General features: G+C 42.5%; 13 protein-coding genes. 10 read left to right on the forward strand and 3 right to left on the reverse strand.

The genetic code is table 11. The features are described from left to right. Positions 1-72 precede the first annotated feature (72 nt). Positions 73-2,421, reverse strand: coding sequence for an N-6 DNA methylase (locus DF216_RS02855; protein WP_084867929.1), 2,349 nt, complete (start codon positions 2,419-2,421; stop codon positions 73-75). Between the two features lie 536 nt (positions 2,422-2,957). Continuing rightward, a complete protein-coding gene (locus DF216_RS02865) occupies positions 2,958-3,815 on the reverse strand; it encodes a 5'-nucleotidase, lipoprotein e(P4) family (protein ID WP_000703387.1) in 858 nt (285 codons plus the stop codon). A 367-nt stretch (positions 3,816-4,182) separates the two neighbouring features. Between DF216_RS02865 and DF216_RS02870 the strand changes: the two genes are divergently transcribed. Genes DF216_RS02870 through DF216_RS02900 form a run of 7 tightly spaced genes read left to right on the forward strand, consistent with a single transcriptional unit; the run spans position 4,183 to position 9,519 of the window. Then, a complete protein-coding gene (locus DF216_RS02870) occupies positions 4,183-5,187 on the forward strand; it encodes a uroporphyrinogen decarboxylase family protein (protein WP_129325903.1) in 1,005 nt (334 codons plus the stop codon). Positions 5,188-5,199: 12 nt separating this feature from the next. Continuing rightward, complete coding sequence (locus tag DF216_RS02875; protein WP_061453981.1) at positions 5,200-5,403, forward strand: hypothetical protein; 204 nt, start codon at positions 5,200-5,202, stop codon at positions 5,401-5,403. Between the two features lie 2 nt (positions 5,404-5,405). Continuing rightward, positions 5,406-6,404 (forward strand): uroporphyrinogen decarboxylase family protein, encoded by a 999-nt coding sequence (locus DF216_RS02880; protein ID WP_125827816.1) that lies wholly within the window; start codon positions 5,406-5,408, stop codon positions 6,402-6,404. Between the two features lie 11 nt (positions 6,405-6,415). Beyond that, positions 6,416-7,294, forward strand: coding sequence for a transporter substrate-binding domain-containing protein (locus DF216_RS02885; protein ID WP_129325904.1), 879 nt, complete (start codon positions 6,416-6,418; stop codon positions 7,292-7,294). A 32-nt stretch (positions 7,295-7,326) separates the two neighbouring features. After that, a complete protein-coding gene (locus DF216_RS02890; RefSeq protein ID WP_129325905.1) occupies positions 7,327-8,019 on the forward strand; it encodes an amino acid ABC transporter permease in 693 nt (230 codons plus the stop codon). Positions 8,020-8,022: 3 nt separating this feature from the next. Continuing rightward, positions 8,023-8,745 (forward strand): amino acid ABC transporter permease, encoded by a 723-nt coding sequence (locus DF216_RS02895; protein ID WP_129325906.1) that lies wholly within the window; start codon positions 8,023-8,025, stop codon positions 8,743-8,745. Between the two features lie 9 nt (positions 8,746-8,754). Next, positions 8,755-9,519 carry an amino acid ABC transporter ATP-binding protein gene (locus tag DF216_RS02900; protein WP_000942251.1) on the forward strand — a complete coding sequence of 255 codons (765 nt, stop codon included), beginning with the start codon at positions 8,755-8,757 and terminating at the stop codon, positions 9,517-9,519. A gap of 195 nt (positions 9,520-9,714) precedes the next feature. Here DF216_RS02900 and DF216_RS02910 read toward each other — a convergent pair whose 3' ends face one another. Continuing rightward, complete coding sequence (locus tag DF216_RS02910; protein ID WP_129325907.1) at positions 9,715-13,431, reverse strand: pullulanase; 3,717 nt, start codon at positions 13,429-13,431, stop codon at positions 9,715-9,717. Between the two features lie 443 nt (positions 13,432-13,874). Between DF216_RS02910 and rpoB the strand changes: the two genes are divergently transcribed. From rpoB to DF216_RS02925, 3 genes are all read left to right on the forward strand, one after another. Beyond that, the gene (rpoB, locus tag DF216_RS02915; RefSeq protein ID WP_129325908.1) at positions 13,875-17,486 is read left to right on the forward strand and encodes a DNA-directed RNA polymerase subunit beta; all 3,612 of its coding nucleotides are present in this window, start codon (positions 13,875-13,877) and stop codon (positions 17,484-17,486) included. Positions 17,487-17,518: 32 nt separating this feature from the next. Then, the gene (gene rpoC, locus DF216_RS02920; protein ID WP_164978992.1) at positions 17,519-21,184 is read left to right on the forward strand and encodes a DNA-directed RNA polymerase subunit beta'; all 3,666 of its coding nucleotides are present in this window, start codon (positions 17,519-17,521) and stop codon (positions 21,182-21,184) included. Positions 21,185-21,478: 294 nt separating this feature from the next. Beyond that, a complete protein-coding gene (locus DF216_RS02925) occupies positions 21,479-25,870 on the forward strand; it encodes a PolC-type DNA polymerase III (protein ID WP_129325909.1) in 4,392 nt (1,463 codons plus the stop codon). The last annotated feature ends 108 nt before the right edge of the window (positions 25,871-25,978 follow it).

The following is a 25,978-nucleotide window of genomic DNA, read 5'->3' on the forward strand; positions in this document are numbered from 1 at the left end:
CAAGATGTGATTCTGATGAAAAATTTATAATCAAAAAAAGAACTCTCTATCTAGAGATTCTTTTTTTAAAATTTAAATCATATTTCCATACGGAAGAGATTTTATATATTCCTCCATAAAAATCCAATCAGGATTGTTATTGGCATCAACAGGCAACTTTATTTTAGTTTGTAATAATCTATCTCCAGTCCAACTTCGTCCAAAAGAATATCTAAATCTTTCTTTATCTAAAATTGTAACTAAAAATACACCAATATATTGATTGAGTTTGTCAAAAGTTCCAGTACTTATTTTTCCTTTCATACCTATAAAATCATATGGCTGATATGTTGCATAACCTGCACTACCTTGACCTAAATTTATAAAGACAACGGAATTACCTTTCGATAAATACCTACTATCATATTCCACAGTTGCTTTTACACCATTGTTCTCTTTTTTAGCTGCAATATATACTAAATCTGAACCTTCTTCTAACTGATCAGTAGTTTCCCCCTTAGCTGGTTGAACATCACCAAAAATTTCTTTAATAGTAAATGGTAACCAATTTGACGAGTTTAATTCTAATGTTTTTTTATTAGAGCTTTCAACGCTAAGGTTTGGCGAACCATATTTCACCTCAAAAGCAAACAATTCTTTTATATTTCGTTCAAAATCGCTATGAGATAGCTCTGAATAATCGGTTTCCATATAAGCTTCAGCTAACCATTCGTCCTCGAAACTAACTTCTTTTAGTACAGAAAGCCCCGTTTTCTCCACTCTGTTCACATATAAGTATTTCCACTCCTTATAAATGTCTTCCCATAGGCTCTTTCCGTCAACAAATCGTTCAACACGACCTAAGTTTTTTCGTTTTACAAAACCATCATTTTTGAAATATCCAAAAAAAGTTTTCTTGTTTAGCGCTTTAGAATGTCTCACACCTAAATTAAATATCATACAACAAGCAGTTGCATTAGCTCCAGGGTGAAACATATCAACAGGTAAAGAAAAGACTGCATCTAATGTATGTTCAGACAACATTTTTTCTTTAAAAATGTTTATTTCCTTTTGTTTTTCCCCACCGATAGCGCACGAAGTAGGTAATAACACAAGTAGTTTCCCTGTTCCAACTATTTTTGCCACCTCATATACAAAGTGAAAACCTTTTGATGGGTCTGCATTTGTTTTAGAAGGCCAAGATTCTACATATTCCTTTTTACTTTGCTTCCTCTGAGCATTATAAGGAGGGTTCATTAAAACAACATCTATACTTGTATTTTCTTTAGATTGTGTTATATCGAATTGATTTAAATAATCAAAACAGCTACCTTGCAAAATATTAGAGTTCCCATCACTATGCAATAACATATTAGTTGTTGCTAAACCAAAAGCTATATCATCAAATTCTAAGCCATAAATATTATTCTTTTTAACATGATCTCTATCTTGTTCTGTATCACAATCGTCCATTGCATCAGTCATTGCTCGCACTAAAAAAGCACCACTTCCACAACAAGGGTCTAGAACTTTTGTATGTCGATTTATTCCTGCTATATCACACATAAATTTTACAATATGATCTGGGGTAAAAGCTTGATTTTTGTCAGATTTCCCAACATATTTGTTGAATGTTGTAAAAAATAAATTTAAAATATCTTGTCCCATCGTAGTTTTGTCGTTGATGTAAGGCAAAATATCTTTTTCTATGCGATGTAACAACTTCTGAAAAGATTTATTTTCAAGAGTTCTAATATCTTGAGAAGATAAAACATTAGTTTTTATGAGACCAATTTTCACTGCTTTATTGATATCTTTTTCAAGTAAATTTTCCAGAATCTCTTCAATGCCTGCAATAATAGTTTTAGTAGATAAGTTTTCAAATTGTAGACCATTTTTTAATGTCAAAAGGCAAGTGCCAACAAACTGACTTCTTAATTTTTCTTGAATTCCTAGATTATGCAAAATTTCATTAAGGTTATATGTACTTTTCATAACCTTTAACTTATCATTATTATGCCCTAAAAAAGTATCTTTATACTCTTCAAAAGACTTTAGCTTTCGCTCGTCAAAACATAGAGTTTCATCTGTAATTTCTAAAGACCTATCACCAAACCATACTTTAATTTCATCGTTAGAAGTATTAGCTAAGATGGCTACTATAAAGTTATTGGTAAGTTGCTTTTCATAGTCAACATATGCCTGTAACTGCTCATAGTCCTTTTGATTGAACTTTATTTTAGTCTCTATAAGAATAGATAAATCTTTGTTTTCAAATCGGATATCTAAATCCTTATATTTCCGCTTATAATTTTCTTTTTGATACTCAGCAATATCTTTTCCTATTTCTTTCAGTGCTTTTTGGTAGCTAAATTCCTCATTTTCAATATTTGAAACAAGGTAATCTTTTCCTATTTTTTCTATAATATCAATACGTTTCATCTTGCAATTTCCCTTTCATACACAACAGAAAAGACCTTCTCACAAAAATGTGAAAAAGTCTGTTTTAGGGCTTGACAAAAAATACGCTTGATTACATAATCAGCGTGAGCTGTGAGCTGTGAGCTGTGAGCTGTGAGCTGTGAGCTGTGAGCTGTGAGCTGTGAGCTGTGAGCTGTGAGCTGTGAGCTGTGAGCTGTGAGCTGTGAGCTGTGAGCTGTGAGCTGTGAGCTGTGAGCTGTGAGCTGTGAGCTGTGAGCTGTGATTGCTTTCATACCAATCGTTCCTTTACTTTTTGATAGTTCTATTATATCAAAATTTCTAAATTTTGCATATTTGCTTTCCCTGACGGGTAATCATGTATAAACCACTTAGAAAATATGATTTATGGCTACACCTATACTAAATGAAGTACATTTTGAATTGGAGAAGTCTGTCCTTATTAAAAGACGATTTCCGCTTGGAAATCGTCTTTTTTTGATATTCTCGCAAATATGATATCTTGTAGTTGGTGTAAACTAGTAGATAGCTCCCTTATTTTATTTATCAAAACCTTGTAAGTTTTTTTGGCGCTCTTCAGTTTGACCCTTGGCATCCAATTTATTACCATTGTAAACAGTGCTTTCCCATGATCCGTACATTGGGTTAGGGAAAATGATGAATTTCTCACCAAACTCTTTTTGTAATTCCTCTAATTTTTGGTCGCGCTCAGTTTCAGAGGTCTTTGAAAACTCTGCAAAGTCCACAAGATTGTCTCCTAGTAGCATGACTAAGTTGGTTTTTTCTTGGACTGCTTGTCTACGACCTTCTTTAGATTTGACGCCTTTTTCTAAGAACATGAGATGATCGCGACTTTGTACAGGAATTCCTTCGTTTTCTAGGTTTTTGATCGTATCATCTACCTGATCTATCGTGCGGTCAGATACATAGTAAATTTGGACACCGTTTTGGTCTGCAAATTGGAGAAAGTCTTTAGCACCTGGTACAGCCTTGGCTGCTGCTTTTTTTACCCAGACATCCCAGTTTTCTGGGGTAAATGCTGTTCCGTCTTTGACATTTTGCGCTTGATAAGGACTATTGTCTAATACGGTTTCGTCCAAGTCCAAAACGATAGAGTAGGGTTTATCTGTCTGTGTTTTTAGTAGTTCTTTCAAACGATCAGTAGCGACATTGTAACCTTGTAGATAGAGTGCCTTGGTTTCAGCTGCTTTTTGATACCAAAGAGTTGACATAGTGTTCTCTCTTGAACGCAACTGATCATAGGTCATGGTAACCTGATTATCAGATGTACTACTTTGTGTTGTCTGTGAATTTGCCGAATTTGTGCCACAGCCAGTCAGTAAAATGACGGAAGTAAGTGTAGAAGCAATTGTAATGGTAACTTTGGATATTTTCATAATCCCATCCTCCTAATAATAGTCTATTAATATTGTAGCGTTTTCATGGGATTTGTGCAAGGAAATATCGAGAGAAAAGAAATTTTTCAGTAGTAATTTGGTATTAGGATAAAATTATGTACTTAATTTGGGAATGAAGATGGATATAAAAAAATTCAATCGGCTTGATAGAAAATCTATATCAACTCCTTTTTGAAAAATAGATGAAAATAAAGTGAATCTTTGAGAGGCTAGTAACATCAAGCTTTTCAGGGATTTTTTTCTTTATAGATATAAAAATTTCCAATCGAGTCGATAGTCAATATATATTGGGAAAAGGAAAAAAGGAATGGTAAGATAGTTTCAATCCAAATGGAAGGAGAAAGGTATGGCAAGTAAAAGAGATCTAGTCTTTAGAGCGATTCGAGGCGATGAAGTGGAAAGAGTTCCTGTGGGATTTTGGTTTCATTTTGTAACACTCGAAGAAAAGGGGCAGGGATTAAACAATCCACGTATCTTTCAAAAAAGTGTTGATGGGCATCGCAACTATGTGGAAAGGATTCATCCTGATTTTGTCAAAATTATGAGCGACGGTTTTTTCCTTTATCCAAGTAATGTCCATAGTCCTAAGATCGCAAGCATTCAGGAGTTGGCTTCTATTGAGTCGATTGGTGAGGAACACCCATGGATTCAGCAACAGGTGGAAGTGGTACAAGCGATTCGAGAGACCTTTACCGAAGAGATTGCTTCTTTCTACAATATCTTTTCGCCTATCTCCTACCTCAAGCGCTGGTTCCGTACAGAAACTTCACGGGGAGATAAGGAAGTGGCTGATCTATTGCTTGAAAATCCTGAGCGATTCAGAGCTATTCTAGATGTGATTGCAAAAGACATTGCTTTCTTAACTCAGAAAATCATCCAGGAAGGTGGTGCTGACGGGATTTACCTAAGCACCCAGGAAATTCAAGATGAGCGTATCACACCAGCACTCTATCAAACCTATATCGAACCGAGCAATATAGCTGTTTTAAAGGCGGCTAATCAGGTTGGTGGGACTAATATCCTCCATATCTGTGGTTTTGAAGGTGCGAGTAATGATGTGACGATATTTAAGGATTATCCAGCTCAGGTTGTCAATTGGGCGACTCACCATGAGGATGTTAGTTTGACACGGGGTCAGGAGTTGTTTCAAGGCAAGGCTGTTTTAGGTGGATTTGAAAATGGTAAGAAAAGCTTGCTTTATCGAGGTTCTAAAGCGGAATTGCAACATGAAACAAGGCGGTTGCTGGCTGAAGCTGGTAGTAAAGGAGTTCTTCTGGGAGCTGACTGTACTGTTCCAGATGATTTTGACTTAGAGAGGTTGGACTGGATTCGACAGGCAGCGGTTCTCTAAAAGGGAGGAGCTATGAAAAGTAAAAGATGGGGTATCTTCATTGTCGTTGTCGGTTTGCTGGCCTTGGTCGCCATAAACGTCGTAAAAAATGAGCACTGCAAAAATGGAGAGAGATGTCGTGGAGTTCAGGATTTTTCCAAGTCCAGTCTCCCCTTTCTACGCTCGAATGATATCGCAAGCAGTTTATTAGTTGAAAAAGTAAGAAATGGAGAATAAGAATGTCAGAAAAAAGAGAATGGGTTTTAAAAGCATTTAGAGGTGAGAAAGTTGATCGTGTGCCAGTAGGATTTTGGCACCATTTCACATCAGAAGACGAATGGCTACACGGTTTCTCAAATCCAGCCATTATCGAAAAGAATATTCAAGGCCATAAGCGCTTTATTCGAGAAGTTCAGCCGGACTTTATCAAGCTCATGAGTGATGGGTACTTTGCTTATCCAAATCCAGTGATTGCCAAAGGAAAATCTCTTCAAGAGTTGGCGACCATTCAACCACTCGGACCAGATCACCCTTGGATAAAAGAGCAGGTGGACTTGGTTCAGAAAATCAAGCAAGAGTTTACAGAAGATATCGTTGCGATTTACAATATTTTTGCTCCTGTGACCTATCTCAAGTGGTTGCTAGGGGAAGTGTCTGGTGGGGATGACCTCATTGCTGACTTTCTGGTTGAAGACCCTAAAGCCTTGAAGAAGGTGTTGGATGTGATTGCAGAAGATATTGCGAGTCTCAGCCGAGCTGTCATCGAAGAGGCTGGTGCAGATGGGATCTATCTCAGCGTGCAAAGCATCCAAGATCGACGAGTGTCGGCAGCAGATTATCAAGCTGCCATTGCACCTAGCGAGATAACTATTCTAGAAGCGGCTAGTGCTGTTGGTGGTGTCACAGTTCTTCATATCTGTGGCTACGAGGGAGCGCGAAATGATATTCACCTTTTTGCAGACTATCCAGCCCAAGTCTTTAATTGGGCTGTAGGACCAGAGGGAATCACTCTCAAGGAAGGTCGTGAGATTTTCAAGGGACGTACGGTTCTTGGAGGATTCGAAAATGGCAAGACGGGCTTGCTGTATACTGGTGGCAAGGATGCCATTCAGGCTGAGGCAAAGAAACTAGTTGCAGAAGCTGGGAAACAGGGCTTGGTACTTGGTGCAGATTGTACCATTCCAAGTGATATTGCAGTTGAACGTATCCAGTGGGTGAGAGAAGCACTTGAAAACTAAAGGAGAAAAAGATGAGTAAAAAAGCATGGATTATTGGAGGTGTAGTAGTTGTTGCAGTAATTGGGGCAACGATTATCGGGAGAAGTTTAGCTGGCGCTCCAGCCAAGGAGGGGGAAACAACTTCATCTGGTGAGGTCATAACCTTGAAGGTTGCCCATACACAAAACTACGTACCTTATGACTTTGTCAATGAAAAAGGGGAGTCAGATGGTTATGAAGTAGCTGTTTTGAAGGCTGTTGATGAGAAGTTGGCAAACTATCAATTTGAATATACGGGTACCAGTGATGATGACCTCTTGATCGGTCTGGAATCAGGCAAGTATGACATCGGAACCAAGGGAGCTTGGTACACAGATGAACGAGCTAAAAAGTTTGTCATTCCATCTGAACCAGTCGGAGCAAGTATTATCGGATTTACTGTCAGAAAAGAAGACGAACAGAAATACAAAACCATTGATGACTTTGCTAAGAATAAAGGGAAATTGGTTCCTATCTCTCCACAGAATGCTCAATGGAATGTCATCACAAGCTACAATGAAAAACATCAAGATGCACCAATTGAGCTAACTGCAGCGGAATCCTTTAAGGTATCAGATGCCTATGCCTGGGTCTTAGAAGGACGTTATGATGCCTTCTTTGATATCAAACTGTCCTTTGAAAAAGCAGTTACCGCAGAAGATGGCCCTTACCACCAATATGCGGACAAACTCAGCTGGTTCCCATATAAGGGCATTCCAACTTATCCCTTGATTCACCGTGATGAAAAGGGTGAGAAATTTGCTAAAGAATATGAAAAAGCAATCAAAGAGTTGAAAGAAGATGGCACGCTTGCTGAGCTATCTCAGCAATATTTCAAAGAAGATGTCTTTAGTTACGTAGACAAAGACTAGACCAGAAATTCCAAGACTAGAAAGGGTTTTGCATGGTTTCTTATGATTTTTCCAAGGTCTTTCAGTTTTTTCCGACCTTATTGCAGGCACTTCCTATGACCTTGTCCATTCTCTTTTTTACCACTCTTCTTGGTTCCCTTTTTGGAGGACTCTTGGCCTGGGCGCAAGTAGGAGAAGACAAGAGTTTTGCAGCAATTTCTAAAGGTTATATCTTTACCCTTCGTTGTACACCGCCGATTGTCTTGCTTTTTCTAGTCTTTTATGGCTTGCCAGAATTTCTGAAATGGTGGCTGGGTTTGGATATTAACAACTGGTCTAAAACTATTTTTGTTCTCCTGACGATGATTCTCTTGTTTGCAGCTATTGTTGCCGAGGTTTTCAAGGCAGCCTATCAGGCTATTCCAAAGGGGCAGACAGAGGCTGGGCTTAGTATTGGTTTGACTCCAAGTCAGACCTTTTGGAGAATCATTTTTCCTCAAGCTGTTCAGGTTGCTCTTCCCAATCTAACGACCGCTATTCTCAATCTCATGCGGGATGCTGCCTTGGCCTATACGATTGGTTTTGTTGATGTTATGGGTGCAGGCAATCTCTTGATCAGTCGCAATTTAGGGAACTACTCGCTGGAAACCTATACGGCAGTTGCGCTTCTTTATTGGGGGATTGCCTTAGTTATTTCTAGCTTGAGTCGTTTGCTTGAGAAGTCTTTGGAAACAAAAGGGAGGTAAGAAATGGATATAGACTATATTGTAACGACCTTTCTGGAGACCTTGAAGGGTGTGCCAATCACCTTGATTATCATGATTGTGGCTATGGTCTTAAGCTTTTTACCGGCTCTATTTTTGGCCTTGGGGCAGATTTACAAGGTTCGAGGGGTGAGGAGTTTTTCTCTGGTCTATCTGGCGTTTATCCGAGCGACTCCTCCGATTTTATTGATTCTCTTCTTTTATAGTTTGTTTCCAAGTCTGCTGAATCAATTTTTCAAAAGCATAGGAAGTGACTTTGATATTTTCAAGCTTGATCCTCTCTACTATGCCTTTATCATTTATAGTCTGATGACGGTCGGGAGTTTGTCGGAGATTTTGCGTTCAGCTATCTTGACGGTGGACAAGGGACAATTAGAGGCAGCGCATGCGATTGGCTTGACCACGAAACAGGCCTATCTAAGGATTGTTTTTCCTCAAGCCTTGCGCTCAGCCTTACCTAACTTGGCCAATCTGGTGATCAATATCGTCAAAGGGACCTCCCTGGTCTTTGTCATGACTATCAAGGATATTACTGCGATTGCCCGTGTAGAAGCGTCCTACGGTTACCAGTATTTTGAGTCTTATTTTGTGATCTTTTTGCAGTATATTTTGATTTGTGGTTTGATTCAGTTGGGCTTCTCCCTACTGGAGAAAGGTTATGTAAAAAAAGAAAAGAGAACAAAAGCATCTAGCGCGCGTTTTGTATAGGAGGACAGGATGTTACAAGTAGAACATATCGCAAAAACATTTGGTGAGAGGCAGGTACTAGAGGATGTCAATCTCCAGGTCAACCAAGGGGATGTCGTCGTTATTTTAGGACCATCAGGTTCGGGGAAAACGACCTTTCTCCGTTGTCTTAACCACTTAGAAAAAGCTGACAGTGGCCGTTTGACCTTGGCAGGAAAGACCTATGACTTAGCCAAATTAAGCAAGAAAGACATTCTAGAAATTCGCCAAAAAACAGCCTTTGTTTTCCAACACTACAATCTATTTGCAAACAAAACTGCTCTGGAAAATATTCTAGAAGGCCTAATCGTGGCTCGTAAAGTTCCCAAGGAAGAAGCGCTCAAACGTGCAGAATCTGCCTTGGAAAAAGTTGGTTTGCTGGCCTATAAAGACTACTACCCTTCCCAGCTATCTGGAGGGCAACAACAACGAATAGGAATTGCGCGTGCCATTGCCGTCAAGCCCGAGGTCATTTTGCTAGATGAACCAACATCTGCATTAGACCCTGAGTTGGTTGGAGATGTTTTGGATGTTCTGAAACAGTTGGCGGGAGAAGGTGTAACCATGGTGGTCGTCACGCATGAGATGGGATTTGCTAGAGATGTCGCCAACCACGTTATTTTCATGGATGGAGGCCGTATCGTAGAGGAGAACAATCCACATGATTTCTTTAGTCGTCCACAGGAAGAACGAACCAAGCAGTTCCTGGCTCGTATCTTATCAGATGCTAGCTATAGTGTAGAATACATGATTTGATAGATAAGCCTATCATTAAATAAAAAACAACACCCCATTGGCTAGAAGATCCTTCTGACCATGGGGTGTTGTTTCTATAGGAAGGCTAGTTTATACTCTTCGAAAATCTCTTTAAACTACGTCAGCTTCGCCTTGCTGTACTCGAATATAGCCAGCGGCTAGCTTCCTAGTTTACTCTTTGATTTTCATTGAGTATTATTGCTTTTTCTTGTTTTTCATCAACCATCCAAATCCGAGAAGGGCAAGGATGCTGAATCCAGCAAGGGCAAGAAGGGATTTGCTCTCAGTTCCTGTGTTTGGAAGGACTTTCTGAGAAAGAGATTCTGCAGCAGTTTCTTGAGTGTCAGGATTTGCTGCTAGGTTTTGGGCTTGGTCCTGTTCTTGTTCAACTTCCAAGCTAGAAAGATCAAATTCTGGCTTTTCTTCCACAGCTGGAGCAACGATGGCACTACCTTGAGACAAGCGGAGAACAACAGCAGTTAGGGCATTCAATTGCAACCCTTTTTCAGTCCATTTAAGACCTTGAGGTTTAGCGATTCCTACTGGTCCGGCTTGGTTTTCATCTGCCAGGACTTCAGCCTTTCTCAAGTGAGCAAAGGCAGTTCCTAAGTTGAATTCACGAGCCTTATCATCTGCATTGACAAAGACTGCGTAGATATCACCGTTTGGAGCAGTGATTTGATAGCCAATTACTACGTCCTCTTTTTCCACACCATTTTGGCCTGGGACTGTAATGAGCTGGACGCGCTCTTTGATATCTTGTAAACTCTTGAGTCGGAAGGCGTCTGTAGATTGACGAAGGGCAATCAAGCCTTTCATGTAGTCACGGCTCTTGACATTTTCAGGAAAAGCTTTGCCATCTGTTGCCTTGGTCCAATCAAACTTGTTGACAGCATCACTAGAGTCGTAAGAGTCGTGGATAAAGTAAGGATAGACAAATGGCTTGCCGTCCTTGTCACGCAACAAGTGAGACTTGTTTGGAACTTTATCCTCTGGAACAGGGGTCTTGTAGGCTGGATCAAGAAATTGTTTGGTGCGTCCGTATTCCTGACCAGAGTGGATAAACGGAGTTCCTTGAGCAGTCAAGACCATGAGGTTTCCAAGTCGCAAACGGCGATGGATTTCAGCGTAGTTCTCAGCCTTGCTTGGGTCTTTTTTGATAGACTGAGCGATGATATCAAAGAGGGTCAAGTTATCATGGGCTGCGATATACTGGATAACATCTCCAGGACTGTCTGCTTCAAAGTTAGTTGGTTGAGCAATGAGATTTTTGAAGATGGTATTGATATCGCGTTTTCCACCTGTGATAAAAGCAGGTTGACCTTCGTTTGGATAGCCAGACTTGAGGTTGTTACGAATATCGTCTGAAAAGACCGCAACCGTATCGGTATGTTTCATCCAATCTTGGTCAGCAGCTTTAGTAGGCGTGTTTTCGTCTCCAGCATAGGTTCTCCAACCTTCACCTAGCATGATCAGATTTGGATTGAGGGCGCGTGCAGCCTTGTAAGCTTCTTCGATCGAAGCCGCATCGTGATCTCCCATCATATCGAAACGGAAACCATCAACTTTGTAAGTTTCAACCAGATACTTGATAGAGTCTACCAAGACACGTTTAGACATGTAGTGGGTTGTTCCCAAACGACCGCCTCCAAAGCTAGTACGTGGAGTTCCGTCTGCGTCCATAAAGTGGTAGTAGTTTGGCTCTAGGTCTTCAAAGATATCGAGATTGGCAGTATGGTTGTAGACCACGTCCAAGATAGCTCCCATCCCACGTTTATGGATTTCGTTGATGAGATTTTTGAATTCCGCGATACGTTTTTCTGGATCCTTGGGATTGCTAGAGTACATACCAGTCAAGGAGAAGTAGTTTTGAGGGTCATATCCCCAGTTGTAGTTGCTGTTGCTTGAAGCGTAGGCAGACAAACGCTCATGGTTTTTCAATTCATTGACAAAGTAGTAAGACAGGACTGGAAGGAGCTGGATATGAGTCACACCCAAGTCTTTGAGATAGTCTAGTTTTTCGATAAAGGCTTCAAAGGTACCAAATGGTTTGGTCAAGTCTTTTGCGATGGCAGGATCCGAAGTGAAGTCACGCACATGAGCTTCATAGATAACGGCATCTTCACGCGATTTGAAGTTACGAATCTTCCCATAGGTCAAGTCTTGCGGACCTAACTTCGCTGGATCGACAAAGGCAGCCTTAGCGACCTTATGAGCGGCATCTGTTTTTGCTAGGTCACTGTTCCAAGCTGCTAGTGATTTGGCATAAGGATCAAGAACGAAAACAGTTTTACCTTGGCGCTCGATTTGGTAGTGGTAGTAGTAGCCAGTGTAGTTGCTGATACCGAGACCTGAGTTTGCATCCAGAGTTTGTTTCCAGGTTCCTTTTTCTCCTTTTTCAAGGGCGACAGTTCCGACTACTTTTTCAGGGTCTTTCTTGTCATAGACAACAACGGAAACCTTATCAGCACTTGGAGACCAGAGGGTGAGGTCAACACGCTTGCCATCTTCTTTTAGGGTTGCGCCGAGTGGGCCATCGTAACTGTAGGTCTCATCCTTGAGGCGCCAGCTTGAACGTGTGGTAAAACGGTCTGAATTGTAGCTGACAGTGTATGGGTGTTGGGTGTCAGAGAAGTCGCCGATGTAGGTCACTTTCTTACCAGCCTCATCCACTTCCACGTCTGTGATAGCTACTTTGTTCCCTTGATGGTCAGTGATATTGGAGTGTTTAAGAATGTCTTCTTTCTTAGCTCCAACGAGGGTAGAAAAACTGCTTTCGATACGAGACTTGGCCACGTGTTGGGCACCAGTCATGCGGATGTCGTGCACATAGTAGGGGTTAGTGTAGATGGTTTCGTCATCATCTTTGAGGAAGATTTGACTGTGATTTTTTAGATCTGTGAACTTATAATCTTCTTTTCTGATTTTCACATCATCGCCTTTCTTGCTTTCGTCTAGTAATAAAAATCCAAATTCTCTTGCAGCTTCATTGAGTGGAATGTCAATGTAACGGCCATGTTTTCCAGTTGCAGTGAAGTCTGTTCCGTCAGGCCATTCTCCACTGCTTGGATTCTTGACATCGCCCCAATACCAGAGAGATTTCTTGTTATAGTTGCCATCGGTACGGTAGTAGTTGACACGGACTGTTCCCGCTGGCTGAGGACGGTAGTTATATACCTTATAGTTTTCATCTAGCCAAGCCTCATTCATTTTTGGAGAAAGGCGCTCTACTGAACGGTCACCAGTAAGGTTATTCCCTTTGGTATTGTTGATGAGGAAGCTAACCTTCTTGGCTTGCTCATTCTTGAGTTTGACATCGAGATAATAGCCGTAGTCATCTTTCTTAGCATCCTTGAAGGACTTGGCTCCATTGGGCCAGTTTTCAGAAGGTTTTTCAACATCGTCCCAAGTCCAAAGGCCTTGAGAATCCTTGTTTTCTTCAGGGAGTTTTTTTACGTGGATGCGGAAGTGGTTGTCTGCGATGGGTTCTTCAGAGGATGTGTCAGCTTGTGGTTTTTGATCTGAACTTGGTGTCGAAGTGCTGGTATCTACTTTCTCTTCCTTGCTGTTAGGTTGGCTTGGAGTAGCGTCATCTTTTTTAGGTGTCTCGGCTGTTAGAGCCGTTTCAGTTGCTGGGGTTTCTTTTTTAGCATCAAGGGAAGCGTTTGCATTGTTTTGTTCAGAAACTGGACTTTGCTCTTGTGTTTGACTTGCTTCAGTCTCGGTAGGTGCCTTGGTCACAGTGCTGGTATTCTCCTGAGTTTGAGGCAGGTTTTCGTTAGCCGAAATAGTTGGCATTGTAGCAGAAAGCAAGACAATGCTGGCACCAATAAGGACAGAACCAGTTCCGTTCTTCAAGGAACGGATACCGTAAATCATTTTTTTCTCAGCTTGAGATGGGTTCTTTTTCATCACAATTCTCCTTGTGTAGTTATTCCTTATCAGTATAGCATGAGGTAAACATTTGTGCAAGCGTTTTCCTGATTTTTGAGAGAAAATTTTATGATTAATTCTTTTGAAATGTTAAACCATTTTATAGGAAAAGATTGTTTGAAAAATGGTAAAAAAATCTTGAAAAATCTTGTCCAATGAGGTATAATAAGAGTAATCATTTGTCGTAGGTTTTGTCTGAAATATTGTCCAGACAGGACTCACAGCAGTTAAATCTCCTGAAAAAGTCGGATTTAGCTGCTCTTTTTGTGTTTTTTTTCGGCTTTTTGAGTCTTTGTAACGAAGATTTAAAGATTCTGAAAATTTATCAAAAGGACGAGGTGATAGAGGTTTAACAACCATTTGACGATAATCAATAGCCTGATTGATAAGGCTTGGAACTTTATTTACAAAGGAGAATCATCTTGGCAGGACATGACGTTCAATACGGGAAACATCGTACCCGTCGTAGTTTTTCAAGAATCAAAGAAGTTCTTGACTTACCAAATTTGATTGAAATTCAAACGGATTCATTCAAAGCTTTCCTAGACCACGGTCTTAAGGAAGTGTTTGAAGATGTATTGCCAATTTCAAACTTCACAGACACAATGGAGTTGGAATTTGTTGGATATGAAATCAAGGAACCAAAATACACGTTAGAAGAAGCTCGTATTCACGATGCTAGCTACTCAGCACCCATTTTTGTAACCTTCCGCTTGATCAACAAGGAAACTGGCGAAATCAAGACCCAAGAAGTCTTCTTTGGGGATTTCCCAATCATGACAGAAATGGGCACCTTCATCATCAATGGTGGTGAACGTATCATCGTATCTCAGTTGGTTCGTTCTCCTGGTGTTTACTTTAATGATAAAGTAGATAAGAACGGTAAAGTGGGCTACGGTTCAACTGTTATCCCTAACCGTGGAGCTTGGTTGGAACTGGAAAGCGACTCAAAAGACATTGCCTACACTCGTATCGACCGTACTCGTAAGATTCCATTTACGACCTTGGTTCGTGCTCTTGGTTTCTCAGGTGATGATGAAATATTTGATATCTTTGGTGACAGCGAATTGGTTCGCAATACTGTTGAAAAAGATATCCACAAGAACCCAATGGACTCTCGTACAGACGAAGCATTGAAGGAAATCTACGAACGCCTTCGTCCAGGTGAGCCTAAGACTGCCGAAAGCTCACGTAGCTTGCTTGTGGCTCGTTTCTTTGATCCACGTCGTTACGATTTGGCAGCCGTTGGTCGCTACAAAATCAATAAAAAACTCAATATAAAAACACGCTTGCTCAACCAAACCATCGCTGAGCCATTGGTAGATCCTGAAACAGGAGAAATCTTGGTCGAAGCTGGAACCGTTATGACTCGTAGCGTGATTGAAAGCATCGAGCACCACTTGGATGGCGACTTGAACAAGATCGTTTATATTCCAAACGATGCAGCTGTTCTGACAGAACCGGTTGTCCTTCAAAAATTCAAGGTTGTTGCGCCAACGGATCCAGACCGTGTTGTAACCATCATCGGAAATGCCAATCCAGATGACAAGGTTCGTGTTGTCACTCCTGCGGATATTCTTGCAGAGATGAGCTACTTCCTTAACTTGGCGGAAGGTATCGGACGTGTAGATGATATCGACCACCTTGGGAACCGTCGTATCCGTGCAGTTGGTGAATTGCTTGCCAACCAAGTTCGTCTTGGACTTTCTCGTATGGAACGTAATGTCCGTGAGCGTATGTCTGTTCAGGACAATGAAGTTTTGACACCGCAACAAATCATTAACATCCGTCCTGTAACGGCTGCAGTCAAAGAATTCTTTGGTTCATCACAGTTGTCACAGTTCATGGACCAACACAACCCACTTTCTGAGTTGTCTCACAAACGCCGTTTGTCAGCCTTGGGACCTGGTGGTTTGACTCGTGACCGTGCTGGATATGAAGTACGTGACGTGCACTACACTCACTATGGTCGTATGTGCCCAATCGAGACACCTGAAGGACCTAACATCGGTTTGATCAATAACTTATCATCTTACGGACACTTGAACAAATATGGTTTTGTTCAAACACCATACCGTAAGGTTGACCGTAAAACAGGTGTTGTTACCAACGAGATTGTTTGGTTGACAGCCGATGAAGAAGATGAATTTACTGTAGCACAGGCTAACTCTCGTCTCAACGAAGATGGTACTTTTGCTGAGAAGGTTGTCATGGGACGTCACCAAGGGGTCAACCAAGAGTATCCAGTAGAAGTGGTTGACTACATGGACGTGTCACCAAAACAGGTAGTTGCCGTTGCAACCGCATGTATTCCTTTCTTGGAAAACGATGACTCCAACCGTGCCCTCATGGGTGCTAACATGCAACGTCAGGCTGTGCCATTGATTGATCCCAAAGCACCTTACGTTGGTACTGGTATGGAATACCAAGCAGCCCATGACTCTGGAGCTGCTGTGATTGCTCAGCATGGTGGTAAAGTTACTTACGCAGATGCTGACAAGGTAGAAGTTCGCCGTGAAGATGGTTCGCTAGATGTTTATCACATCCAAAAATTCCGTCGTTCAAACTCAGGTACTGCTTATAACCAACGTACACTTGTTAAAGTTGGCGATGTCGTTGAAAAAGGCGATTTCATTGCTGATGGACCTTCTATGGAAAAAGGGGAAATGGCGCTTGGACAAAACCCAATCGTTGCCTACATGACTTGGGAAGGTTACAACTTCGAGGATGCCGTTATCATGAGTGAACGTTTGGTGAAAGATGATGTCTATACATCTGTCCACCTCGAAGAATACGAATCAGAAACGCGTGATACAAAGCTTGGGCCTGAAGAAATTACTCGTGAAATTCCAAACGTTGGTGAAGATGCCCTTAAAAATCTTGACGAAATGGGAATTATCCGTATCGGTGCTGAGGTTAAAGAAGGCGATATCCTTGTAGGTAAAGTAACACCTAAGGGTGAGAAAGACCTTTCAGCTGAAGAACGTCTCTTGCACGCTATCTTCGGAGACAAGTCTCGTGAAGTGCGTGATACTTCTCTTCGTGTACCACACGGTGCCGATGGTGTCGTTCGTGATGTTAAGATCTTTACGCGTGCAAACGGTGATGAGTTGCAATCTGGTGTCAACATGCTGGTTCGCGTCTACATTGCTCAAAAACGTAAGATCAAGGTCGGAGATAAGATGGCCGGACGTCACGGAAATAAAGGGGTTGTCTCTCGTATCGTACCTGTAGAAGACATGCCTTACCTTCCAGATGGAACTCCAGTTGATATCATGTTGAACCCACTTGGGGTGCCATCACGTATGAATATCGGTCAGGTTATGGAGCTCCACCTTGGTATGGCGGCTCGTACCCTTGGTATCCACATTGCAACACCGGTCTTTGACGGGGCAAGCTCTGAAGACCTTTGGGATACTGTTAAAGAAGCAGGTATGGATAGCGATGCCAAAACAATCCTTTACGATGGACGTACAGGTGAGCCGTTTGACAACCGTGTATCAGTTGGTGTCATGTACATGATCAAACTCCACCACATGGTTGATGATAAGTTGCACGCGCGTTCAGTCGGACCTTACTCAACCGTTACTCAACAACCACTCGGAGGTAAAGCTCAGTTTGGTGGACAACGTTTCGGTGAGATGGAAGTTTGGGCTCTTGAAGCCTATGGTGCATCAAATGTTCTTCAAGAAATCTTGACCTACAAGTCTGACGATATCAACGGACGTTTGAAAGCTTATGAAGCTATTACAAAAGGAAAACCAATTCCAAAACCAGGTGTTCCAGAATCCTTCCGAGTTCTTGTGAAAGAATTGCAATCACTTGGTCTTGACATGCGTGTCCTTGACGAAGATGACCAAGAAGTGGAACTTCGTGACTTGGATGAAGGAATGGACGAAGATGTCATCCACGTAGATGACCTTGAAAAAGCCCGCGAAAGAGCAGCTCAAGAGGCTAAAGCAGCCTTTGAAGCAGAAGAAGCTGAGAAAGTAACAAAAGCGGAAGCAACAGAAGAAGCTGCTGAACAAGAATAAGCAGTTCACTTAAAATAGAAAGGGAAGAAATAGTGGTTGATGTAAATCGTTTTAAAAGTATGCAAATCACCCTAGCTTCTCCAAGCAAAGTCCGTTCATGGTCTTATGGAGAAGTCAAAAAACCTGAAACAATCAATTACCGTACCTTAAAACCAGAACGCGAAGGACTCTTTGACGAAGTCATCTTTGGTCCTACAAAAGACTGGGAATGTGCTTGTGGGAAGTACAAACGCATTCGTTACAGAGGAATTGTTTGTGACCGCTGTGGGGTTGAAGTGACGCGTACAAAAGTTCGTCGTGAGCGTATGGGGCACATCGAATTGAAAGCTCCTGTATCTCACATCTGGTACTTCAAGGGGATTCCAAGTCGTATGGGCTTGACCCTTGATATGAGTCCTCGTGCCCTCGAGGAAGTTATCTACTTTGCGGCTTACGTGGTGATTGATCCCAAGGATACACCACTTGAGCACAAATCTATCATGACAGAGCGCGAATACCGTGAGCGCTTGCGTGAGTATGGTTATGGATCATTCGTTGCCAAAATGGGTGCCGAAGCCATCCAAGACCTTTTGAAACAAGTAGATCTTGAAAAAGAAATTGCGGAACTCAAAGAAGAGTTGAAAACAGCTACTGGACAAAAACGTGTCAAAGCCATCCGTCGTTTGGATGTCCTAGATGCCTTTTACAAGTCTGGAAATAAACCTGAATGGATGATTCTCAACATCCTTCCAGTTATTCCACCCGATCTTCGTCCAATGTTGCAGTTGGATGGTGGTCGTTTTGCCTCATCTGACTTGAACGACCTTTACCGTCGTGTTATCAACCGTAACAACCGTTTGGCTCGTTTGCTTGAGTTGAACGCACCAGGTATCATCGTTCAAAATGAGAAGCGTATGCTTCAAGAAGCGGTTGACGCTTTGATTGACAATGGTCGTCGTGGTCGCCCAATCACAGGACCAGGTAGCCGTCCACTGAAATCATTGAGCCATATGCTTAAAGGTAAACAAGGACGCTTCCGTCAAAACTTGCTCGGTAAACGTGTTGACTTCTCAGGACGTTCTGTTATCGCCGTTGGTCCAACTCTTAAGATGTACCAATGTGGTGTACCACGTGAAATGGCGATCGAGCTATTTAAACCATTCGTTATGCGTGAAATCGTTGCTCGTGATATCGTACAAAACGTGAAAGCAGCGAAACGCTTGGTGGAACGTGGAGATGAACGTATCTGGGATATCCTCGAAGAAGTTATTAAAGAACACCCAGTGCTTTTGAACCGCGCACCTACCCTTCACCGTTTGGGGATCCAAGCCTTCGAGCCAGTCTTGATTGATGGTAAGGCCCTTCGCTTGCACCCACTTGTCTGTGAAGCCTACAATGCCGACTTTGACGGGGACCAAATGGCCATCCACGTACCACTTTCAGAAGAAGCCCAAGCAGAAGCTCGTATCTTGATGTTGGCTGCTGAGCATATCTTGAATCCAAAAGATGGGAAACCAGTTGTTACTCCATCTCAGGACATGGTTTTGGGTAACTACTATTTGACCATGGAAGAAGCTGGTCGTGAAGGTGAAGGAATGGTCTTCAAAGACCGTGACGAAGCTGTTATGGCTTACCGCAATGGTTATGTTCACCTCCACTCACGTGTAGGTATCGCAACAGACAGCCTTAACAAACCATGGACAGAAGAGCAAAAACATAAAGTCTTGCTTACAACAGTTGGTAAAATCCTCTTCAACGACATCATGCCAGAGGGTCTACCATACTTGCAAGAACCAAACAATGCTAACTTGACAGAGGGTGTTCCAGCTAAATACTTCTTGCCACTTGGTGGAGATATCAAGGAAGCCATCAGCAATCTTGAACTCAACCCTCCATTCAAGAAGAAAAACCTTGGAAATATCATCGCTGAAATCTTCAAACGTTTCCGTACGACAGAAACTTCTGCCCTACTTGACCGTATGAAGGACCTCGGTTACCACCACTCAACTCTTGCAGGTTTGACGGTGGGTATCGCCGACATTCCAGTGGTTGAAGACAAGGCTGAAATCATCGAAGAATCACACAAACGTGTAGAACAAATCACCAAACAATTCCGTCGTGGTATGATCACAGACGACGAGCGCTACAATGCAGTTACCGCTGAATGGCGTGCAGCTCGTGAAAAATTGGAGAAACGCTTGGTTGCCAACCAAGATCCGAAGAACCCAATCGTTATGATGATGGACTCTGGGGCTCGTGGTAACATCTCTAACTTCTCACAGCTTGCCGGTATGCGTGGTCTGATGGCAGCGCCAAACGGACGTATCATGGAATTACCAATCCTTTCAAACTTCCGCGAAGGTTTGTCAGTACTCGAAATGTTCTTCTCAACTCACGGTGCGCGCAAAGGTATGACCGATACGGCCCTTAAGACAGCCGACTCAGGTTATCTTACTCGTCGTTTGGTTGACGTTGCCCAAGACGTTATCATCCGTGAGGACGACTGTGGGACAGACCGTGGTCTCTTGATCCGTTCTATCGCAGAAGGAAAAGAGATGATCGAGTCTCTCGAAGAACGTCTCAATGGTCGTTACACTAAGAAAACTGTTAAACATCCAGAAACTGGTGCAGTGATTATCGGTCCAAATGAGTTGATTACAGAAGATAAGGCGCGTGAAATTGTCAATGCTGGTGTGGAAGAAGTGACTATCCGTTCCGTATTTACATGTAACACTCGTCATGGTGTCTGCCGTCACTGTTATGGTATCAACTTGGCGACTGGTGATGCGGTTGAAGTTGGTGAAGCAGTCGGAACAATTGCTGCCCAATCTATCGGGGAACCTGGTACACAGCTTACAATGCGTACCTTCCACACGGGTGGAGTTGCCTCAAATACCGATATCACTCAGGGTCTTCCTCGTGTCCAAGAAATCTTTGAAGCCCGCAATCCGAAAGGGGAAGCGGTCATCACTGAAGTCAAGGGTGAGGTTACAGCCATCGAAGAAGATGCTTCAACTCGTACCAAGAAAGTCTTTGTTAAGGGTGAAACTGGCGAAGGCGAATACGTGGTGCCATTTACAGCCCGTATGCGTGTCGAAGTTGGAGACCAAGTCTCTCGCGGTGCAGCTCTTACAGAAGGTTCTATTCAACCGAAACGTCTCCTTGCTGTTCGTGATGTCTTGTCAGTTGAAACCTACCTTCTCGGTGAAGTACAAAAAGTTTACCGTAGCCAAGGGGTAGAAATCGGTGACAAACACATCGAGGTAATGGTGCGTCAAATGATCCGTAAAGTTCGTGTCATGGATCCAGGAGACACAGATCTCCTCATGGGTACCCTCATGGACATCAATGACTTTACAGATGCCAACAAAGATGTTCTTATCGCAGGTGGAGTTCCAGCGACAGGTCGCCCAGTTCTTATGGGAATCACCAAAGCCTCACTTGAAACAAACAGTTTCTTGTCAGCGGCTTCCTTCCAGGAAACAACTCGTGTCCTTACAGATGCGGCCATCCGTGGTAAGAAAGACCATCTCCTTGGACTCAAGGAAAATGTTATCATCGGTAAGATCATCCCAGCAGGTACTGGTATGGCTCGTTACCGTAACCTTGAACCACAAGCTATCAATGAAGCAGCCTATCTGGCTCCAGAACAAGAAGAGACAGAAAATGCTCCAGTAGAGGAAGTTGTGGAAATCCAAGTTGAAGAAACAGTAGAATAAAGACTTTTTATCAACTGTAGTAGGTTGAAGAAGAGTCACACTTTGGAGAGGACCGGCTAGGTCTTCTCCTTTTTGCTGTCAAAAGGTTGGAGAGTAATCTCTTTTTTTCTGTATCAATCAAAAATTTTGAATAGGAGCTCTTTTACTTTATAAGGATTCTCAGTTTAGAATGGTCATAAACATTACGGAACTGACGGCTTCACTAACCAATCTTCTTGTTGAGGAGTCATGGTACTATCGATAAAATTGTCTTAATTGTGGTAAAATAGTAAGAGAACAATGTGAGGGAAATGAATGTCAAGTAAGTTTGAAATTTTAATGAATCAACTAGGAATCTCTGAACAATTGAGACAGGATTCGGCTCTTATTGATGCAAGCATTGAGCGTGTTGTGGTTCATAAGATTAGTAAGATTTGGGAATTTCATTTTGTATTTTCTAAAATTTTACCGATTGAAATCTTTTTAGAGTTAAAGAAAGGGCTTAGTGAAGAATTTTCTAAGACAGGAAACCGAGCTGTTTTCGAAATCAAGGCTCTTTCTCAAGAATTCTCTAATGAACTCTTGCAGGCCTATTATAGAGAGGCTTTTTCTGAAGGTCCATGTGCAAGTCAGGGGTTTAAATCTCTTTACCAGAATTTAAACGTTCGTGCGGAGGGAAATCAGCTCTTTATTGAAGGGTCAGAGGCGATTGATAAGGAACACTTTAAGAAGAATCATCTTCCTAATCTAGCAAAACAACTTGAAAAATTTGGTTTTCCTGTTTTTGTCTGCCAAATCGAGAAGAATGATGCCCTTACACAAGAGCAGGAGGAAGCCTTCTATACGGAGAATGAGCAGATCGTTCAAGCTGCTAACGAAGAAGCTTTGCGTGCTATGGAGCAACTGGAACAAATGTCCCCTCCTCCAGTAGAAGAGAAACCGACCTTTGACTTTCAGGCTAAAAAAGCTGCGGCTAAGCCAAAACTAGATAAGGCAGAAGTTACCCAGATGATTGATGTGACGACTGAGGAAAATCGTTTGGTCTTTGAAGGGGTAGTCTTTGACGTCGAGCATAAAGTGACCAGAACAGGTCGTGTCTTGATTAACTTTAAGATGACGGACTATAGTTCAAGCTTCTCTATGCAAAAATGGGTTAAGAATGAAGAAGAAGCTCAGAAGTTTGATATCATCAAGAAAAATTCTTGGCTCCGTGTTCGTGGGAATGTAGAGATGAATAACTTTACACGCGATTTGACCATGAACGTGCAGGATGTGCAGGAAGTTGTTCACTATGAGCGGAAGGATTTGATGCCAGAAGGTGAGCGTCGGGTTGAGTTTCATGCTCATACTAATATGTCGACCATGGATGCTCTGCCAGAGGTAGAAAAAATCGTTGAGACAGCTGCTAAGTGGGGACACAAGGCGGTAGCCATCACGGACCATGGAAATGTTCAGTCCTTCCCACATGGCTATAAGGCAGCCAAGAAAGCGGGAATCCAGCTGATCTATGGAATGGAAGCCAATATCGTTGAAGACCGTGTTCCTATCGTCTATAACGAAGTGGAAATGGACTTATCAGAAGCGACCTACGTGGTCTTTGACGTGGAAACGACGGGGCTTTCAGCTATCTATAATGACCTGATTCAGGTTGCGGCCTCTAAGATGTACAAGGGGAATGTTATCGCCGAATTTGATGAATTTATCAATCCTGGGCATCCCTTGTCAGCTTTTACAACTGAGTTGACTGGAATTACAGATGATCATGTCAAAAATGCTAAACCACTGGAACAAGTTTTGCAAGAATTTCAAGAATTCTGCAAGGATACAGTCTTAGTCGCCCACAATGCCACCTTCGACGTTGGATTTATGAATGCCAACTATGAGCGTCACGGTTTGCCTAAAATTAGCCAGCCAGTTATCGATACGCTAGAGTTTGCTAGAAACCTCTACCCTGAGTATAAACGTCATGGACTGGGGCCTTTAACCAAGCGTTTTGGTGTGGCTTTGGAACATCACCACATGGCCAACTACGATGCGGAAGCCACTGGTCGTTTGCTTTTTATCTTTATCAAAGAGGTAGCAGAAAAACATGGTGTGACCGATCTAGCTAGACTCAACATTGATTTGATCAGTTCAGATTCTTATAAAAAAGCTCGAATCAAGCATGCCACCATCTATGTCAAGAATCAAGTGGGGCTGAAGAATATCTTTAAGTTGGTTTCTTTGTCCAACACCAAGTACTTCGAAGGGGTGCCCCGGATTCCGAGAACGGTCCTAGATGCCCATCGGGAAGGTTTGATTTTAGGTTCAGCCTGTTCAGAAGGTGAAGTTTTTGATGCGGTCGTTTCCCAAGGTGTGGATGCGGCGGTTGAGGTGGCCAAGTATTATGACTTTATCGAGATCATGCCACCAGCTATCTATGCGCCATTGATCGCCAAGGAGCAGGTCAAGGATATGGAGGAACTCCAGACCATTATCAAGAGTTTGATAGAGGTCGGAGACCGTCTTGGCAAGCCTGTTCTAGCTACGGGAAATGTCCACTATATCGAACCGGAAGAAGAGATTTATCGTGAAATTATCGTCCGTAGTTTGGGACAAGGGGCTATGATTAACCGAACCATCGGTCATGGTGAACATGCCCAACCAGCTCCTCTTCCAAAAGCTCATTTTCGAACGACCAATGAGATGTTGGATGAATTTTCCTTTCTGGGAGAGGATTTAGCACGCAAATTAGTCATTGAAAATACCAATGCCTTGGCAGAAATTTTTGAACCTGTTGAGATTGTTAAGGGTGACTTGTATACGCCTTTCATCGACAAGGCGGAAGAAACGGTTGCTGAGTTGACCTATAAGAAGGCCTTTGAGATTTATGGAAATCCGCTGCCAGATATAGTTGATTTACGGATTGAAAAAGAATTAACATCCATACTGGGGAATGGATTTGCCGTGATTTATCTGGCTTCCCAGATGCTGGTGCAACGTTCCAATGAACGGGGTTACTTGGTTGGTTCTCGTGGATCTGTCGGTTCCAGTTTCGTTGCGACCATGATTGGGATTACGGAGGTTAATCCTCTCTCTCCTCACTATGTCTGTGGTCAGTGTCAGTATAGTGAATTTATCACAGATGGTTCTTACGGTTCTGGTTTTGATATGCCTAATAAGGATTGTCCAAACTGTGGTCATAAACTTAGCAAAAATGGACAGGATATTCCTTTCGAGACCTTCCTTGGTTTTGATGGGGACAAGGTTCCCGATATTGACTTGAACTTCTCGGGAGAAGATCAGCCTAGCGCCCATTTGGATGTCCGTGATATCTTTGGTGAGGAATATGCCTTCCGTGCAGGAACGGTTGGTACGGTGGCTGCCAAGACTGCCTATGGATTTGTAAAGGGCTATGAGAGAGACTATGGGAAGTTTTATCGTGATGCAGAGGTGGAACGCCTTGCTCAGGGTGCGGCTGGTGTCAAGCGGACTACAGGACAACATCCAGGGGGAATCGTTGTTATTCCTAACTACATGGATGTTTACGACTTTACGCCTGTCCAATATCCAGCAGATGACGTGACGGCTGAATGGCAGACGACTCACTTTAACTTCCATGATATCGATGAGAATGTCCTCAAACTCGATGTACTGGGGCATGATGATCCGACCATGATTCGAAAATTGCAGGACTTGTCTGGGATTGACCCTAATGAAATTCCTATGGATGATGAAGGCGTGATGGCCCTCTTTTCTGGGACGGATGTACTTGGGGTGACGCCGGAGCAAATCGGAACGCCGACGGGCATGCTGGGGATTCCAGAGTTTGGAACAAACTTTGTACGTGGGATGGTAGACGAAACGCATCCGACGACTTTTGCGGAGTTGCTTCAGCTCTCAGGTCTGTCCCACGGTACTGATGTGTGGTTGGGAAATGCCCAGGATCTGATCAAGCAAGGGATTGCGGACCTATCAACCGTTATCGGTTGTCGGGACGACATCATGGTTTACCTCATGCATGCGGGTCTTGAACCTAAGATGGCCTTTACCATCATGGAACGGGTACGTAAGGGCTTGTGGTTGAAGATTTCAGAAGAGGAGAGAAATGGCTACATCGAAGCCATGAAGGCCAATAAGGTGCCAGAGTGGTATATCGAATCTTGTGGAAAAATCAAGTACATGTTCCCTAAAGCCCATGCGGCAGCCTACGTTATGATGGCCTTGCGCGTAGCCTACTTCAAGGTTCACCATCCCATTTATTACTACTGTGCTTACTTCTCAATCCGTGCCAAGGCCTTTGATATCAAGACCATGGGCGCGGGCTTGGATGCCATCAAGCGTAGAATGGAAGAAATCGCTGAAAAACGGAAGAATAATGAAGCCTCTAATGTGGAGATTGACCTCTATACCACTCTTGAGATTGTCAATGAGATGTGGGAACGTGGTTTTAAGTTTGGCAAGTTAGATCTCTATCGTAGTGATGCGACTGAATTCATCATCGATGGGGACACTCTCATCCCACCATTTGTCGCAATGGATGGTCTGGGAGAGAACGTTGCTAAGCAACTGGTACGAGTGCGTGAAGAGGGAGAATTCCTCTCTAAAACGGAACTCCGCAAACGTGGCGGACTTTCCTCAACCTTGGTTGAAAAGATGGATGAAATGGGGATTCTCGGCAATATGCCAGAGGATAATCAGTTGAGTTTGTTTGATGAGTTGTTTTAATAGATTAGGCTACCACCGATAGAATAGAGATGTCTGATAATTAAAAAAATAACAGGAGATTAGACAATCCTGTTATTTTTTAATTGTGAACATAAATATATAACGGCT

It is taken from the genome of Streptococcus oralis, assembly GCF_004127215.1.
In the GTDB taxonomy this organism is placed as follows: domain Bacteria; phylum Bacillota; class Bacilli; order Lactobacillales; family Streptococcaceae; genus Streptococcus; species Streptococcus oralis_BD.

Bases quoted from the DNA above. Each gene is read 5' to 3' on its own strand.
- DF216_RS02855 (WP_084867929.1), bottom strand. From the start codon at position 2,421: ATGAAACGTATTGATATTATAGAAAAAATAGGAAAAGATTACCTTGTT.
- DF216_RS02865 (WP_000703387.1), bottom strand. From the start codon at position 3,815: ATGAAAATATCCAAAGTTACCATTACAATTGCTTCTACACTTACTTCC.
- DF216_RS02870 (WP_129325903.1), top strand. From the start codon at position 4,183: ATGGCAAGTAAAAGAGATCTAGTCTTTAGAGCGATTCGAGGCGATGAA.
- DF216_RS02875 (WP_061453981.1), top strand. From the start codon at position 5,200: ATGAAAAGTAAAAGATGGGGTATCTTCATTGTCGTTGTCGGTTTGCTG.
- DF216_RS02880 (WP_125827816.1), top strand. From the start codon at position 5,406: ATGTCAGAAAAAAGAGAATGGGTTTTAAAAGCATTTAGAGGTGAGAAA.
- DF216_RS02885 (WP_129325904.1), top strand. From the start codon at position 6,416: ATGAGTAAAAAAGCATGGATTATTGGAGGTGTAGTAGTTGTTGCAGTA.
- DF216_RS02890 (WP_129325905.1), top strand. From the start codon at position 7,327: ATGGTTTCTTATGATTTTTCCAAGGTCTTTCAGTTTTTTCCGACCTTA.
- DF216_RS02895 (WP_129325906.1), top strand. From the start codon at position 8,023: ATGGATATAGACTATATTGTAACGACCTTTCTGGAGACCTTGAAGGGT.
- DF216_RS02900 (WP_000942251.1), top strand. From the start codon at position 8,755: ATGTTACAAGTAGAACATATCGCAAAAACATTTGGTGAGAGGCAGGTA.
- DF216_RS02910 (WP_129325907.1), bottom strand. From the start codon at position 13,431: ATGAAAAAGAACCCATCTCAAGCTGAGAAAAAAATGATTTACGGTATC.
- DF216_RS02925 (WP_129325909.1), top strand. From the start codon at position 21,479: ATGTCAAGTAAGTTTGAAATTTTAATGAATCAACTAGGAATCTCTGAA.